The sequence below is a fragment of the Echinicola pacifica DSM 19836 genome (assembly GCF_000373245.1).
Taxonomy (GTDB): Bacteria; Bacteroidota; Bacteroidia; order Cytophagales; family Cyclobacteriaceae; genus Echinicola; species Echinicola pacifica.
The window spans coordinates 145,089-159,932 of sequence record NZ_KB890755.1 but is presented as its reverse complement, the minus strand read 5'-3'; the positions used below and the strand labels follow the sequence as shown (position 1 = coordinate 159,932).

General features: G+C 45.4%; 8 protein-coding genes. 6 read left to right on the top strand and 2 right to left on the bottom strand.

From position 1 onward, the window contains the following. The first annotated feature begins 8 nt into the window (after window positions 1-8). The 4 genes from B050_RS0116510 (at window position 9) to B050_RS0116495 (ending at window position 7,225) form a co-directional block, all read left to right on the top strand. Window positions 9-2,555: a GH116 family glycosyl-hydrolase gene (locus tag B050_RS0116510; RefSeq protein ID WP_018475058.1), complete on the top strand. Its 2,547-nt coding sequence runs from the start codon at window positions 9-11 to the stop codon at window positions 2,553-2,555. A gap of 112 nt (window positions 2,556-2,667) precedes the next feature. Next, entirely contained in the window at window positions 2,668-4,194 is a 1,527-nt protein-coding gene (locus tag B050_RS0116505) for a sialate O-acetylesterase (protein WP_205745004.1), read from the top strand. An 86-nt stretch (window positions 4,195-4,280) separates the two neighbouring features. Beyond that, window positions 4,281-5,702, top strand: a complete 1,422-nt coding sequence (locus B050_RS0116500; protein ID WP_018475056.1) for a sulfatase family protein — start codon at window positions 4,281-4,283, stop codon at window positions 5,700-5,702. A 5-nt stretch (window positions 5,703-5,707) separates the two neighbouring features. Continuing rightward, window positions 5,708-7,225 (top strand): sulfatase, encoded by a 1,518-nt coding sequence (locus B050_RS0116495; RefSeq protein ID WP_018475055.1) that lies wholly within the window; start codon window positions 5,708-5,710, stop codon window positions 7,223-7,225. 167 nt (window positions 7,226-7,392) lie between these two features. Here the strand turns inward: B050_RS0116495 and B050_RS0116490 are convergent, their stop codons facing one another. Both B050_RS0116490 and B050_RS0116485 read right to left on the bottom strand, forming a co-directional pair. Next, a complete protein-coding gene (locus B050_RS0116490) occupies window positions 7,393-8,766 on the bottom strand; it encodes an alpha-L-fucosidase (RefSeq protein WP_044202780.1) in 1,374 nt (457 codons plus the stop codon). A gap of 105 nt (window positions 8,767-8,871) precedes the next feature. Next, entirely contained in the window at window positions 8,872-11,928 is a 3,057-nt protein-coding gene (locus B050_RS0116485) for a glycoside hydrolase family 2 TIM barrel-domain containing protein (protein ID WP_018475053.1), read from the bottom strand. A 142-nt stretch (window positions 11,929-12,070) separates the two neighbouring features. Between B050_RS0116485 and B050_RS0116480 the strand changes: the two genes are divergently transcribed. Both B050_RS0116480 and B050_RS0116475 read left to right on the top strand, forming a co-directional pair. Further along, entirely contained in the window at window positions 12,071-13,213 is a 1,143-nt protein-coding gene (locus B050_RS0116480) for a hypothetical protein (RefSeq protein ID WP_018475052.1), read from the top strand. 466 nt (window positions 13,214-13,679) lie between these two features. Beyond that, complete coding sequence (locus B050_RS0116475) at window positions 13,680-14,357, top strand: RNA polymerase sigma factor (protein WP_018475051.1); 678 nt, start codon at window positions 13,680-13,682, stop codon at window positions 14,355-14,357. Window positions 14,358-14,844 lie beyond the last annotated feature (487 nt).

The window sequence follows — 14,844 nt, the reverse complement described above, 5'->3', positions numbered from 1 at the left end:
AAGCTACTATGAAACCAATAAAAATCCTCGCACTTTTCGTGTTTTTGATAGCCAAAAGCCACGCTCAAACCGGGAATGGGGAATGGCCAATGCTGAAAACCTACGATCAGGAGCACTTATCGCATATCGCTATGCCCATTGGGGGGATAGGAACGGGAACCATCTCCCTTAGCGGCTATGGAGCGCTTCAGGACTGGGAAATAATGAGCCGCCCTGCCAAGGGGTATAATCCTCAGATGGGCGGGGTGGAAGTGATCAATCGGGCTCCTTTTTTTGCAATATACATCCATCAGGAAGGGACTGAAGCTCAGGCGCTACTGATGGAGGGGCCATTACCAGAAAGCTACAGTGAGGGGTATTATGGCGCCACAGGCCCTAATCACGGCTTGCCACGGTTTGAAAACGCCACCTTCACCACCGCCTACCCCTTTGGTCAGGTGCACCTAAAAGATCAAGCTTTGCCCGTAGAAGTTACCGTTGGGGCCTTTAATCCACTGATTCCTGCAAATGTGGAGGACAGCAGTTTACCGATAGCCATTTTGAGTTATAAGTTGAAAAACACTTCCAACAAGCCGGTGACTATTTCTTTGGCTGGAAGTATCCCCAATTTTATCGGGAATGATGGGCTGATCGGTAAAGCGGCAAAAAATAAGATTAGCTATAAGGAGGAAAATGGCTTAAAAGGAATTCACTATACCTCAGAGGCTGTGGATCGGGAGAGTATGCAATGGGGGACCTTCAGCTTACTGACTAATAGTGACGGAGAAACATCTTACAGGACACATTGGGCGCCTGGAGAGTGGGGAAACAGTACCTTGGAGTATTGGGACGACTATACGGATGATGGACTTTTGGAGGATCGTGAAGGTTTTGGTGAGGATAGCCCCATGGGTACCTTGGCTGTAAAAACGGTTTTAGCTCCTTACGAAGAGAAAGATATTCGGTTTTTTATTACCTGGAACTTCCCCAACCGCCCAGCATGGGAGAAGCAAGAGGTAAATGTAGGCAATTATTACGCAGGGCAATTTGAGGATTCCTGGGAGGCGGCAATCCAAATAGTGCCTAGAATTCCTGAATTGGAAAATCAGTCAAAGAAATTTGTAGAGGCTTTTATAGAAAGTGACTTACCGCCTATTATCAAAGAGGCCGCATTATTTAACCTTTCACATTTGCGAACGCAGTTGATGTTCAGAACCCGAGAAGGCCATTATTTAGGATGGGAAGGGACGAAGGATAATAGCGGCAGTGGGTCAGGGACCTGCACCCATGTCTGGAATTATGAGCAGGTGACGCCTTTCTTATTTGGGGAGATAGCCCAAAATATGCGGGAAGTGGAATTTGACTATGCCACGGACGATAATGGCCTGATGAGTTACCGTATTCACCTGCCCTTGGAGACCAGGGCCCAAACCTTCGGATTGGCAGCCGCCGATGGACAGATGGGGAGTATCATGAAATTCTATCGGGAATGGCAGCTTTCCGGGGAGGATGAGTTCTTAAGAAAGCACTGGCCAAAGGTGAAAAAAGCACTGGAATTCTGCTGGATCAAAAACGGATGGGATGCCGATAAAGACGGCATCATGGAAGGCAGCCAACATAATACGATGGATGTGGAATACTATGGGCCAAATCCTCAAATGGGTTTTTGGTACCTTGGTGCTTTGCGAGCTTCGGAGGAGATGGCCAATTATTTAGGGGAAAATGAATTTGCGGAGACCTGTCGCTCATTATTTGAAAATGGTGCTGCATATATGGATGAAAAACTATTTAATGGAGAGTATTACGTGCAGCAAATCGTCCCGCCTATGTCCTTAGATAGCATTGCTGAGGGCCTCATTCGGGTCAAGAGAAGACTGGTGGCCGATGATCCCCAATACCAATTGGGAGATGGGGTCCTCGTGGACCAGCTGGTGGGCCAGGTGATGGCGCATATTCTGGATCTCGGTTATTTGACTAAAGAGGAAAATATTAAAAAGACCAATGAAGCGATTTTGAAGTATAACTATCGGGAAAGTTTAATGAAACATCCTAATTTTATGCGTTCTTATGCCTTCGGCAATGAATCAGCCCTGGTAATGGCCCACTACCCCGGCGCAAGGCCCAAGCAGCCCTTCCCTTATTTCACCGAAGTCATGACGGGATTTGAGCATACTGCGGCGGTGGAAATGCTATTCGAAAATCAAGTGGAAAGTGGGCTAAGAACCATTACCGATATAAGGGCACGCTATGATGGTAAAAAAAGAAATCCATTTAATGAGGCGGAATACGGTAACCATTATGCCAGAAGCATGATGGCCTGGGGAGGCGTTTTAGCCATATCTGGATTCCATTATTCCGCGGTGGACAGTTCCATGTCCTTCACCGCTAAGCCCGGAAGGTACTTTTGGAGCAATGGCCATAGCTGGGGCAGCTGCGAAGTCAAAACGAATACCGCTATCCTAAAAGTCCTCTATGGGGAATTGGCTTTGAAGGAGTTTAGCCTGGAGGGACTGGGGACTAAGAAGCTCCGACCCCTGATCCTTCATGCCAATGAATCCCTGGAAATAGAGTTATAGGTCACCATTGGTCGGGGCTGATATTTTATTTCCTGGCTTTACCGCTTCGCGGGAAAATCGAGCGTTTTGGTGATGATGAATGTATAAATGTGAAACAGAAAAATATACAATTATGAATAAGTGCTTTATGATATTCTTACTCCTTCTAAGCCTACACTGCTTAGGTAGTGCGACGCCATTGGATCAGGATCTAAGGCTGTCATCGCTGTTTTGTGATCATATGGTCTTGCAACAAGGTATGCCTGTGCCAGTCTGGGGGGAGGCCTCACCTATGGAGAAGGTTACTGTGACTTTTGCTGGTCAGCAGAAGTCCACCACCACGGATCAAAATGGGAAGTGGGAGCTGAGCCTGGACCCCCTAAAGGCCAGCAAAGTAGGAAGAGAGATGAAAATTAATGGCCAAACTGAACTAACCATTTCCGATGTGGTAGTCGGGGAAGTATGGATCTGTTCCGGACAGTCCAATATGCAATTTGGTGTAGCTCAGGTCCCTGAAGTGCGGGGACTGGTGCCCTTTGCCAGGGATATCCGAAGCTTTGAGGTGAAGCGGACTGTGGCTTTGGAGGAGCAGGAGGAGGTTTCCGGACAATGGCAAAGCACCCATCCCAAAAGTGCCGTGGCCTTTTCTTTTGCTTATTTTCTGAATGACATCGGTGATGTACCCGTGGGAATTATCCATGCTTCCTGGGGCAGCTCGTCCATAGAAGCCTGGATGCCTAGAGCGATGACCAAAGAGCTGCCACATTTCAAGACCATCATGGAGGAATTTGACGCGGATTCTGTGCGGAAAGCCGAAATACAGGACATCCTAAATGGGCCAGATGGCTGGACCGGGCAGGAGGATGTCTTCTTAAGACGCCAGCCCAATATTTTATATAATGGCATGATGCATCCTCTCATTCCCTTTGCCTGTCGGGGCCTTGTATGGTATCAGGGAGAACGAAATACCCGGTATATGGCAGGAATGCCTGAGGTGGATGCTGACACCTGGTTTCATCGGGTGGCTGGGATAAAAGAGTATGGAGGGATCCTTAAGCAATGGGTCACAGAATACCGTAAAGAATGGAAAAAAGAGGACATGCATTTTATGGTGGTGATGCTACCCGGGTTTGGCAAGGGAACCGAAGGAGTCGTGGATCCCGAAAATCCCTCAGAACCCTCCTGGGCTTGGATGCGTGAATCCCAAATGGAATCGCTGGATCTTCCCGGTATTTCAGTGATAAATACCATTGACTTGGGTGAGCTAGAGAATATACACCCTACAGATAAGCTCCCTATAGGCCAAAGAGGGGCCCTCTTGGCCGCTAATCTCACTTTGGGTATGGATATAATGGCCGCAGGTCCAGTGATGAAAGAGGTGGAGGTCCGGCAGGGACAATTGATAGTGAATTTTGATAATGCCAAAGGCCTTAAGACCATCAATGGAGGAGCTCCATCCGGTTTTTGGATTACTGATGAGACTGGACTGTGGGAATATGCGACCTCCAGGATCGAAGGGGAAAGCGTGGTATTGTCCTCCCCGAAAATCAAGCAGCCAAAATATGTACGCTATGCCTTTGCTGGCAAGCCCAAAGTCAATTTGGTCAATGCAAATGAATTACCTGCCTATCCCTTCAGAACAGATACCTGGGAGAAATAGGCTTAAAACCGCAAAGATAGAATTCTGGCAGATCAATAAAAGATAAGACGGATACAATGGATTTTGAATTGAGAATTAATCGGACAATGTTTGCGAAAATATATTTTGCATGCTTGTTTCTATTATGCTTTAGCAGCCTGCGGCTGATCGCTCAGGATCGACCAAATGTTATCATCCTTTTTGCGGATGATTTGGGTTATGGTGACCTGAGCTGCTATGGAGCACAAGATGTGAATACCCCGCATATCGATAGGCTTGCTCAGGAAGGAATTAGGTTTACTGATTTTCAGGTGGCTTCCTCGGTCTGTAGCCCCTCCCGCGCCGCTTTACTTACGGGGCGCTATCCGATGAGAAATGGCTATCCGGTGGCTCAGGCAGAAATCGAAAAACACAAGGATTATGGCTTGCATCCAGATGAAATCACTATTGCAGATATACTGCTGAAGGAAGGGTATGCTACCATGGCTATCGGCAAGTGGCACCTAGGTTTTAATCCGGGCGGGCAGCCCATCGATCATGGTTTCCAAAATTTCTATGGTCTGCAATCCAATTGGCTCAGTAGCCACCCTGCCTTGGATGATGTATATGAAAACCGCACCATTGTCAAAGAAAATGTAGCCTTTGAGTCGTTAATTGGAGATTATACCGAAAAGGCCATAGAGTATATTGAGGAAAATAAGGAGAACCCTTTCTTTCTTTATTTAGCCTATCATTCGGTGCATTCACCCATCTTGCCAAATGATGCCTTTATAGGGACTTCCAAGGGAAGCTTATATGGGGATTTTGTTCAGGAACTGGATTATTATATTGGGCAATTAATGGAATCCATCAGCGAAAATGGCCTGGACGAAGAAACTTTGGTCATATTCCTATCGGATAATGGGCCTGCTATTTGCCATTTTGGCGGCTCCGCGGGACCTTTGAATGGCGGCAAGTACACCACTATGGAAGGGGGCTTCCGCATTCCTGCCATTATGCGATGGAAGGGGCAGATTCCAAGTGGTATAAATAATACCCTACTGTCCTCTATGAACCTCTTACCCACTATTGCTACGCTAGCTGGAGCCGAGATTCCTGAGGATCGAATCATTGATGGCAAGGATATCATGCCCCTATTGAAGACAGGGCAGGGGGATTCCCCTCACGAATACCTGTATTATTATAATGGTACCAACTTGCAGGCGATCAGAAAAGGAAAATGGAAGATTCACCTCCCCAGAACCTCCGAAGACCAGCCTTTCTGGTCAAAAAATGCCAAGGTAAAGCCCTTTGGTGGTGCCAACTTAAAAAATATATCCTGCAAGGGATTGGAGGTCTTGGATAGACCAATATTGTTTAATTTGGATAATGATATGGGAGAATTGACTGATATCTCAGCAGCACACCCTGAAGTGATGGAAGAGCTACTCCGTGAGGCAGAAAGGGTGAGGGCAGAGCTTGGAGATGTCCACCTTATTGGAAGCGATCAGAGAGTCCCCCCATTTGAGAATATACAAGAGAAAAACTAAGCCTCATGATCTATAAATTTACCCATATGCAGCTAAAGCGATTTTTATTTTGCCTGATTATTATTCCCATCTATTTTGTGCCGGCCGTGCAAGGGCAGGATAAACCAAATATCATCTTTATCATGGCGGATGACCTAGGATGGCAAGATGTGGGATTTATGGGCAGCCAATGGTTTGAAACACCTAATCTGGATAAGCTAGCCAAGGAAAGTCTGGTGTTTACCAATGCCTATATGTACCCTACTTGCTCACCCTCCAGGGCCGCTTTATTGACGGGGCAGCAGTCCTTTAGAACTGGAATATATAATGTTCCTGTCCTGGAAAAAGGAGATGATAAGCATAATATCTTTTCCCGATGGACCGTAAGTCAGGATCATCCCATGTATGCAGAACCTTTGCAGGAAGCAGGTTATCGGCTGATTCATATTGGCAAATGGCATTTGGTAGGCCCTAATCCGGCAGAAGAAACAAATTTCCCCTTAAAAACACCCCTAAAACAGCCCGCAAATGGCAATCTTGACTGGTTGGCGGAGCACAAGACTCCTGAGCTAATGGCTTATTACCCTACAGGAAGAGGCTTTCATGAGAATGTTGGGGGCACCTGGTGGGGAGATCCTGCGAGGGGGTATTCGGAAGGCTACCAATCGGAAAGTGGTGGGTATATAGCTCCTTTTAAGAACCCATTTATAGAAGATAAGGAAGAGGATGAATGGCTGACGGACCGGCTGACGGACGAGGCCATTGGTTTTATCGATAGAAATAAAGACGAGCCCTTTTTTGTCAATTTACACTATTATGCACCGCATCGTCCCACCGTACCAAGGAGTGAAAAATGGCTAGAGAAATATAGGAATAAGTATCCAGATTCTATAACGGGTCAGGGAGCAGTCAATCTGGAAGAAATCGCCGGATACGCCACCATGATCGAGTCCATTGATGATAATGTCCAAAGAATTATCGATTATTTGAAGAAGGAGGGTTTACGAGAAAATACCCTGGTAATCTTCACTTCTGATAATGGATTCAACGGCCTGCAAAGTAATACGAACACGCTTCGAGGTGCCAAGGGAACGGTGTATGAAGGAGGAATCCGCGTGCCCGCTTTTGCCAACTGGCCAGGGAAAATAGCCTCGGGAACTTCAGAAGTCCCCATTTGTGGAATGGACTATTTTCCTACATTTTTGGAATTAGCTGGCGTCACGGATTATCATGGGATTTTAGATGGTAAAAGTTTAGTACCACTCTTAGATCGCCAGGAATTGGAGCCCCGAGCACTGTATTGGCATATTGCCAGCACCTATAAAAACCCGCCTTGCTCCATCATCAGGGTAGAGGAATGGAAACTGATTCAGTATTTACTGGATGGTGAAATAGAATTGTATAATTTAGATACGGATCTTAAGGAAGAAAACAATCTAGCAGACGAAAACCCGGAGTTAACAGCACAATTGCTTGCAAAACTTAGCAGTTGGAGAAAGGAAAACAAAGTGCCGATTCCTCCTGCATCCCAATTACCCTACTAAATTGCTCGGAATTAATCAAATCAACGAAGCTATAAAGGCCCATTTTTCAGGGATGAAAAATGGGCCTTTTGCCAGCTCCTGATTTTTATGGGCCAGGAAAAAAACAACACCTATTAGAGCACTATAGTTTCCCACCTGTTGGCGGGGAAAATCTTGGCTTATTAATCTTAATTCAAGATAATCTCGATCACTGGGATTTCCACATTGGGCTTGGTCACAGGAAGAGAAAGGTTCAGGTCATTTTCACCTAAGCCCTGACCTGCTCCCGGCCCAAAGCCATGCGGTTTGGTGATTTTAATTTCTGATCCATCATGCAAAAACTGCACATAGTTGATCTTTCCTTTCATGCCTTTAAGCGTGAAATTCTGCAATGGATAGTCCAATAAGTGAATGTACAGCCTATTGGTTTTAGGGTTGTAAGTCAATAGTGAATTGTCAGGAACTTCAAATTCCTCCGGAGCCTGCGTGCATTCGTAGATCGCTCTGGAATTATATTTCATCCACTCGCCCATGTCTTGGAGGACGTTTTCAGCTCTATAGTCTATCGTTCCCCTGCCGGTAGGTCCCACATTCAGTAGCAAATTACCCCCTTTACTCACTGACTCGATGAGCAAAACGAGCAATTGCTTATTGCTTTTCCAGGTCATTTCGTCCCTGTAATAGCCCCATGAGCCACTGAAGGTCTGGCAGGTCTCCCAAGGGATTTTTTCACCATTATAGGTAGGCCATTCATTGACTTTAAATTGCTCAGGAGTGGTGAAATCCCATCCCCCTTCATATTCTTTGAGATCTAGGCGATCATTGACAATTATTCCCGGCTGCAACTTACGGATGAGCTTCATTAGCTCCACTGCTCCCCAGTCCTCACGGCCCTTGCCATGCTCACCAGGAAAGGAGAAATCCATCCATAACATGTCCACCTTGCCATAATTAGTGAGGATTTCGGTGACTTGATTTTTGAGATACTCTCGATAGACCTCCATATCTCTATCCTTATTCAACTTCTCATAATCGGCCTCATTCTTCGGTGCATGTGGGTGCACCCGGTCAATGGTATAGTCGGGATGATGCCAGTCGATCATGGAGTAATAAAAGCCTATTTTCAAGCCTTCAGCTCTGAAAGCATCCACCCACTCCCTTAGCGCATCCTTGCCATAAGGGGTGTTCGTGACCTTATAGTCCGTATATTCTGAATCAAAGAGCGTGAATCCTTCATGATGCTTAGTGGTAATTACCGCATATTTCATTCCTGCTTCTTTGGCCATTTTTGCCCATTCTGCTGGCTCATATAAGTCAGGGTTAAAATTGTCAAAATACCGCTTATATTGCTTGTCCGACATCTTTTCGTTCTTCATCACCTTCTCGTGGCGAGCAGCCAGCGAATAGGTCCCCCAATGAATAAACAAGCCAAAACGGTCATTTACCCACCACTCTAATCGATCCTTCTTTTCCTGAGCACTTTCATCCCAGATTTTTTTCTCCTGGCCATACGCCACCATCGTCATCAGACTTAGCAGCGTAATTATCATTATTCTTTTCATATCGCTTATGACAATGTTACTAGTCACTTGATTATCTTAATTCATTCACCCAAAACTAATTTCTGGTTTAGAGGCAGTATATTAATCCGAAATATATTGGAAGGATTAATTTACCGTAAGCCCAAGAATATTGGCGGCACTTTGGCCCTCCGTCCGGAGTTCGATATAATTGGCGCCAGCCTCTAGCACTTCTTTTAGCTCCACAGTGCCCCATTCCTTGCTCCAGTGTCCAGTGGAAGGGAAGTTCAGCGTCTGTCGCTTTTTCCCATTGATGTATAATCCCATAGGCCGTGTAGATTTAGGGTCATTGCTGGCATAGCGGATGATAAGAGAATATTCCCCTCGGCTTCCGTCATTTTCTTGGTACCATTTGATATACCCTTCCTGCCCTCCAAAGTCCAGATATCCATTGCCATCCTGGTCCGTGGAAGGGCTAGCCCCCTTATACTCGGCTTCTGTCGCTGGCATGCCACTTAAGCTCGCTGCCTGCATACTCTCCTTCTGACCAAAATAAAGACCCTGATCCTTGGCAAAATACTCCTCCATGGTCAGTACAATTTCCTCGCCCTCATAGACTATAGCCCGCACCGTCGTTTTATTTTCGACCTCAAAGGATTCCATATATTGCTTGCCAGACCGGGAAGGAGTGCTGCCATCGGTGGTATAATAGATGCTAAACATCGGATCGCTGCTGTTTCCCAGCAGATTGAGGAACTGTACATCAATGGAGATCTTATTGGAGCTGATAAGCTGCTTCTCTCCAAGGATGGACCCAGCTATCAGGTTTACGGCCTTATCGGCATCTTCCATTTCTATAAAGGCATTGGTCAATCCCATGAAGGCTTTCTTCTCCATGATGCCCACATTGAGGCTGGTGTCCACGGGGTCACCATTTTCCAGTGCCAATATCCGCGCATCTCCCAGCAGCTTATAAAACACCTTGGTCTCGCCATAGGGATAGACTACGCCATTTTGGTCCTCTGTACTGGCGGTGACGATGGCTATCTTATCCTCTGCTGGGTCGAGCTGCTTCGTGTCCAGCTTCAGGCCTAAGTGCGAAGGAGTCTTTGCGGTGCTTTGATGAGTTTCAGAAACAAGTTTGCCGTCTATATAACCTTTGGCCGTGAGGGTTCCTTCTTGATAAGGTACCATCCACTCACATTGCATCTGATCCCATTGGGTACCCGGTCGGTCCTTTCCGAGCGACTTTCCATTGAAGAATAGCTCCACCTCATCACAGTTGGAATACACCCAAACGGGTATTTCTGTGCCTTCCTCAACGGTGGGATGCGTCCAGTGGGGTAGGATATGGGTCATAGGCTCTTTGGTCCACTGACTTTGATAGAAGTAAAACAGGTCTTTTTCGAAGCCTGCCACATCCAGTGCGCCACCCATAAATAGCCTAAATGGCCATCCGCCATGGACATAGCCAGCTTCTCCATAATAGTCAAATCCTGTCCATCTAAAATGCCCACTAAACCAAGGCAGGTCACGCATCAGTTCCCAGTTTTTGCGGGCAGAGATCCTTACCATTGCATTATCATAGGAGGAGTTGAAATGTTGTTTTTGATTGGCCCACTTGGATACTGGAGCCCATTCGTAATGGAATACCTCTTCCTCCGCAAGGTCTTCCAGCGGAAAGGGATCCTGGCGCGGGTGGGGATAGCCATCTCTAAACCAGGTAGAGGTTCTATAATATCCTCTTGTCTGCCAGGTATGCGGAGCCTCCGTGGCGATAAAGGGTTTGTTTTTAAGATGTTCCTCAGGATTTTCGTAAAAGGACATTTTTTCACTATGTCCATTCACCCCAAATACATCCATGAAATCGGAGCCACTATGCCCCGAGGTCACCAGCCTGCTGGGATCCAGTTCATGGCATTTTGCGACCAGCTGCGCTGCAATATCGCCTTTGGTTTCATTTCCTAAACTATAGATAATGATGGAAGGGTGATTCCTATTTCGCTCAATCCACTCGCTAAGGTCTTTTTCCCACCAGTCATCAAAAGCCTGCTTTCCATAATCCTCAGGCGCTTTCTTACTCCATCCATCAAAAATCTCATCCATCACCATGATCCCAAGTTCATCACATAGCTCATAGAACATGGGTGGGGCAGGGTTATGAGCCGTTCTTACGGCATTTACCCCCATGTCTTTCAGCTTCATCAGCTTCCATTTCAATAAGGGCCGCGGCCATGCTCCACCCACCGGGCCTCCTTCATAATGCTCACATACTCCCAGCAGCTTGGTTTGCTTGCCATTGAGGTGAAATCCTGTTTCCACCTCCCAGGAGATGGTCCTCACCCCAAAGCTAGTGGACACCTGGTCTATCAGCTCCTTTTTACTATAAACTCTCGATTCCACACGATACAGATGCGGCTGATCCGGACTCCATAGCCGTGGTTCCATCAGGGTCATTTGGTCCCTGACGATTATTTCACCTTGTTTTTTGGTGCTGGCAGATTGCTTATACTCCGCCACCAGCTGGTCAGACTGGTCATATACCTTATGCTCATAACTCAGTTTTTTTGGCAGCTGATCTGCTTCCAGCTTCATGGCAATGGTCAGGGTGGCTTGATCGGCCTTCACTTCACTTGTGTTTAGCTGGATTCCATTCGCAGCTATGCGCATGTTTTGGCTCTTAATGAGTCTCACAGGGGCATAGATGCCACAGGGATGATACCACCTTGCAGAGGGCTCCAGGGAGTTGTCCACCCGGAGGATTAACTGATTGTTTTTGGGCTTCAGGTAGGGGCTGATATCATAGCGAAAGGAAATATAGCCATAAGGCCTCTTCCCAAGATATTGGCCATTGATCCATACCTCGCTATTCATATATACTCCGTCAAACTCTAATATGACTTTTTCCAGGTCGGGATCAGTATCGCTGAGGTCAAACTCCTTGCTGTACCAGCCTATTCCTCCGCCGAAATATCCCCCACGATCCTGCTGGGCTCCATCGCGGGAAATGCCCATTTCATGCGCCCAGTCATGAGGAATCTTTACGCTTTTCCATACTAAATCACTATTTTCGGGAATTGTATCCTGAGACTTTTGCTGAAGGTAAAACTTCCAGTCTGTATTGAAGCTGATCACTTGCCGCTGAGCTATGCTGCTATGACTTAGCAGCAGGATCAAAAAGATGAAAAGGTATTTTGCTTGCATTGGGTTAATTAAAATTGGCTATTGTATGAAAATGTTTTTTATGCTTAATGAGGAATCAAGATACATGATGTTGATGGGGATTATAAGTATAACTGAGTTAATAACCGTTATTAACCCACCATTGGTGATATTTTAAGAGTTTATGAATAATAATTCAGAAGAGACAAATCAAGTTTATCAAGCCTTAGAGAGGATCTGCTTGAGCAAGAGCTTCCGTGATTCGCCTGTTTATAGTAAGATTTTGACCTTTCTTGTGGAAGCTTACTTTGAAAAACTCAAGCTTAAGGAAGCCCTGATCGAGGTCAAATTGTTTCAGCATTCCTCGGCCGATATCTCCTATGATGGCAAGGTGAGGGTGTATATGTTTAACCTCCGCAATAAGCTTGATGAATATTATCAGCAGGAAGGTCAGAATGATCCTCTAATTTTTAGAATCGAAAAAGGGCAATATAACCTCAGCATAGAGCGCAGAAAAGTCAGTAAAACGCCCTATAAACTGCTCCTAGCGCTGGTGGTTGTGGCAATTATAATTGCAGGGATTTTTTATAGCAGACTATCAAATAATACATATTTATGGGCTGCATTTTTGGAGGATGAGATTGAGACCATCTGCTATGTAGGGGATCATTTTACCCTCCGGGGAAAGGATGCTACCGGCCTTACCAGCTCGATCTATGTGGATGGGGTAAATTCTGAAACGGAGCTTCGCGCGCTCCATTCCCGGGATACACTCCCCTGGACCACTTTAGACAAGGCCCAATATTCATTTGTTACCAAAATGGGGCCGGTGTCGGCCGCAGCCTTATCCTCCTGGTTTACCCAATATAAGCGACATCTGACCATCAGCTTGGGCTCCGAACTGGCTTTGGACGAACTAAAGCGGAATAATATCATCTATATTGGCCCATATAAAGGTCTGTACCGATTAGAGGAGGTGTTCTTGAAATCATCCAAGAAATTTGCACTTGAGCGAGGACAAATTATCCATAAACAGATTGGGGAGGTCATGAGGGATAGCCGCATTAATGAGCGCAGGGATTCCTATGTCATGGTGTCCTTTAATAGATTTTCGGACAGAGGTAATAGCATCTTATTATTCGCTGGTAATAATGATATAGGGGTGATCGCTGCCGTGGAGAAATTCACCAATCCCAAAGAATTAGAAGCCTTTTATGCGCAGCTGCCTAGCCAAAATACTCAATTCAATGCATTGTTTAAGGTAGCGGGCATTGGACGAACTGACCTGGGCTGTGAGCTGGTGGAGTTGGAAGTGCTGGAGGATTAGCAGGGGCAGCTTCGACTGGGATAAGGGAGAAATGGCCAATAAAGAGGAATGCTTACCCAAAGCTTTTCTGTGAATATCATTTTTTATTGAGGAGCACTATACTTCCTTTCCAAAAATGTTTAACCTGTGAGTTTGGGGGAACTGCCCTGATTCTCTTACCTGAGCGAATGGACTTTCCTCTGCCTCTTGTTTGGGAGCCGCCTTATAGTTAGATTCTAGCTGTATTTGAGCTCATTAACACTTTATGGGTTTAATCGTGTGGTGATGATGAATTTCAATTAATCCAAATCAAATATAATAATCGAAAGGGAATTAGGTAGAAATGAAAGTAAAATAGGTAAATGGTACTAAGGATTGGCTAATTCTTACAATGCTCTATGCTAAAAGTATTTAGCTTAAAGATTTGGAATTCCCATGGATATGCGCAATATTGGTTTTTACTTTATAATGGGAAGAATGGCCTAAGGTGAATATTAGCAAGGAAAATAGTGATAGCGTCAGAAATTTGCATGCCTCGCATGAGGACAGAGCTGTGCAACAAAAGGCTATTCCTGTTGCGAATGATGAGCTATTATGGGCTAGGTTTAAGGCTGGGGATGAGGAGGCTTATGCCAGCATTTATAAGGATAATGTAGAGACACTCTATAAATATGGATTGAAGTTAGTACAAGACAAGAGCTTGGTAAAAGATTGTATTCAGGATTTATTTATAGAAATCTGGGAAAGTAAAGATCGATTAGGCTCTGTCAGCTCCATAAAATTTTACCTTTTTAAGTCCTTCCGCCGAAAGCTACTGAAACAGAAAACCACCTCTTCCTCCTTATTTAAATCGGTGGAAGAAGCAGAACTAGAAAATGCCTGCACCGCTTCGGATGAGATAAAGTTGATCGAAAAGCAGCGCTTAGATGAGGACCGACAAAAACTCAAAAACGCGCTAAGCCAGCTTACCGAAAAGCAAAAGGAAATCATCCATTTGAAATTTTATTGCCATCTCAGTTACAATCAGATTGGTGAGGTGATGAAGCTCGACAGGAAGGCCACCTATAATTTGATGGCCCATGCCATAAAACTACTGCGCAAACACCTTAAGTATATTTTTAGCCTAGCCATAGCCCTTCTCAGCTTAGCCCTTTTTGAGCTGTAGCAGTTTTGATTTAGCGAACTTGCAAGAAATAGTAGGCTAAAATTTCAGTATGGAAAAGACGAGAAGGTGTTATTCACTATATCAGAAGGCTTTCCCGGAGCATCCTTCTATTTTCGGTGTAAATAGTTTGATGCCGATTGGATGTCTAAAGCTTCAGCCTCCTCTTTTTTGATTTTAACGAAAGTTCATTCTACTACCAGTCCGGGATACTGATCAGCTACTCTTAGGGGTTTTGTGTGGAGCCGGTGAAGGAAGAGACTTTTCAGGTCCTTAATACATGCTATCTGGCTTCAAGAGTATTGTCCAGACGGATAGGTGTAGCGTCTAAGCGAACGTTCCTGATAATTCATATGACTTTTTGTAGGGCCGATGCCAGGCCTAATTCACCAGCAAAAAGTCCTTAACCTAAAGCCTAGGATTCATAAGTTCCTAAGAATACTATCCCAGGGAATGATGAGTATTGTCTTTAGAAAGTTGGCAATAATAG

Coding starts and splice junctions, on each gene's coding strand:
- B050_RS0116495 (WP_018475055.1), top strand. CDS start 5,708: ATGATCTATAAATTTACCCATATGCAGCTAAAGCGATTTTTATTTTGC.
- B050_RS0116500 (WP_018475056.1), top strand. CDS start 4,281: ATGTTTGCGAAAATATATTTTGCATGCTTGTTTCTATTATGCTTTAGC.
- B050_RS0116505 (WP_205745004.1), top strand. CDS start 2,668: ATGAATAAGTGCTTTATGATATTCTTACTCCTTCTAAGCCTACACTGC.
- B050_RS0116510 (WP_018475058.1), top strand. CDS start 9: ATGAAACCAATAAAAATCCTCGCACTTTTCGTGTTTTTGATAGCCAAA.
- B050_RS0116485 (WP_018475053.1), bottom strand. CDS start 11,928: ATGCAAGCAAAATACCTTTTCATCTTTTTGATCCTGCTGCTAAGTCAT.
- B050_RS0116480 (WP_018475052.1), top strand. CDS start 12,071: ATGAATAATAATTCAGAAGAGACAAATCAAGTTTATCAAGCCTTAGAG.
- B050_RS0116490 (WP_044202780.1), bottom strand. CDS start 8,766: ATGAAAAGAATAATGATAATTACGCTGCTAAGTCTGATGACGATGGTG.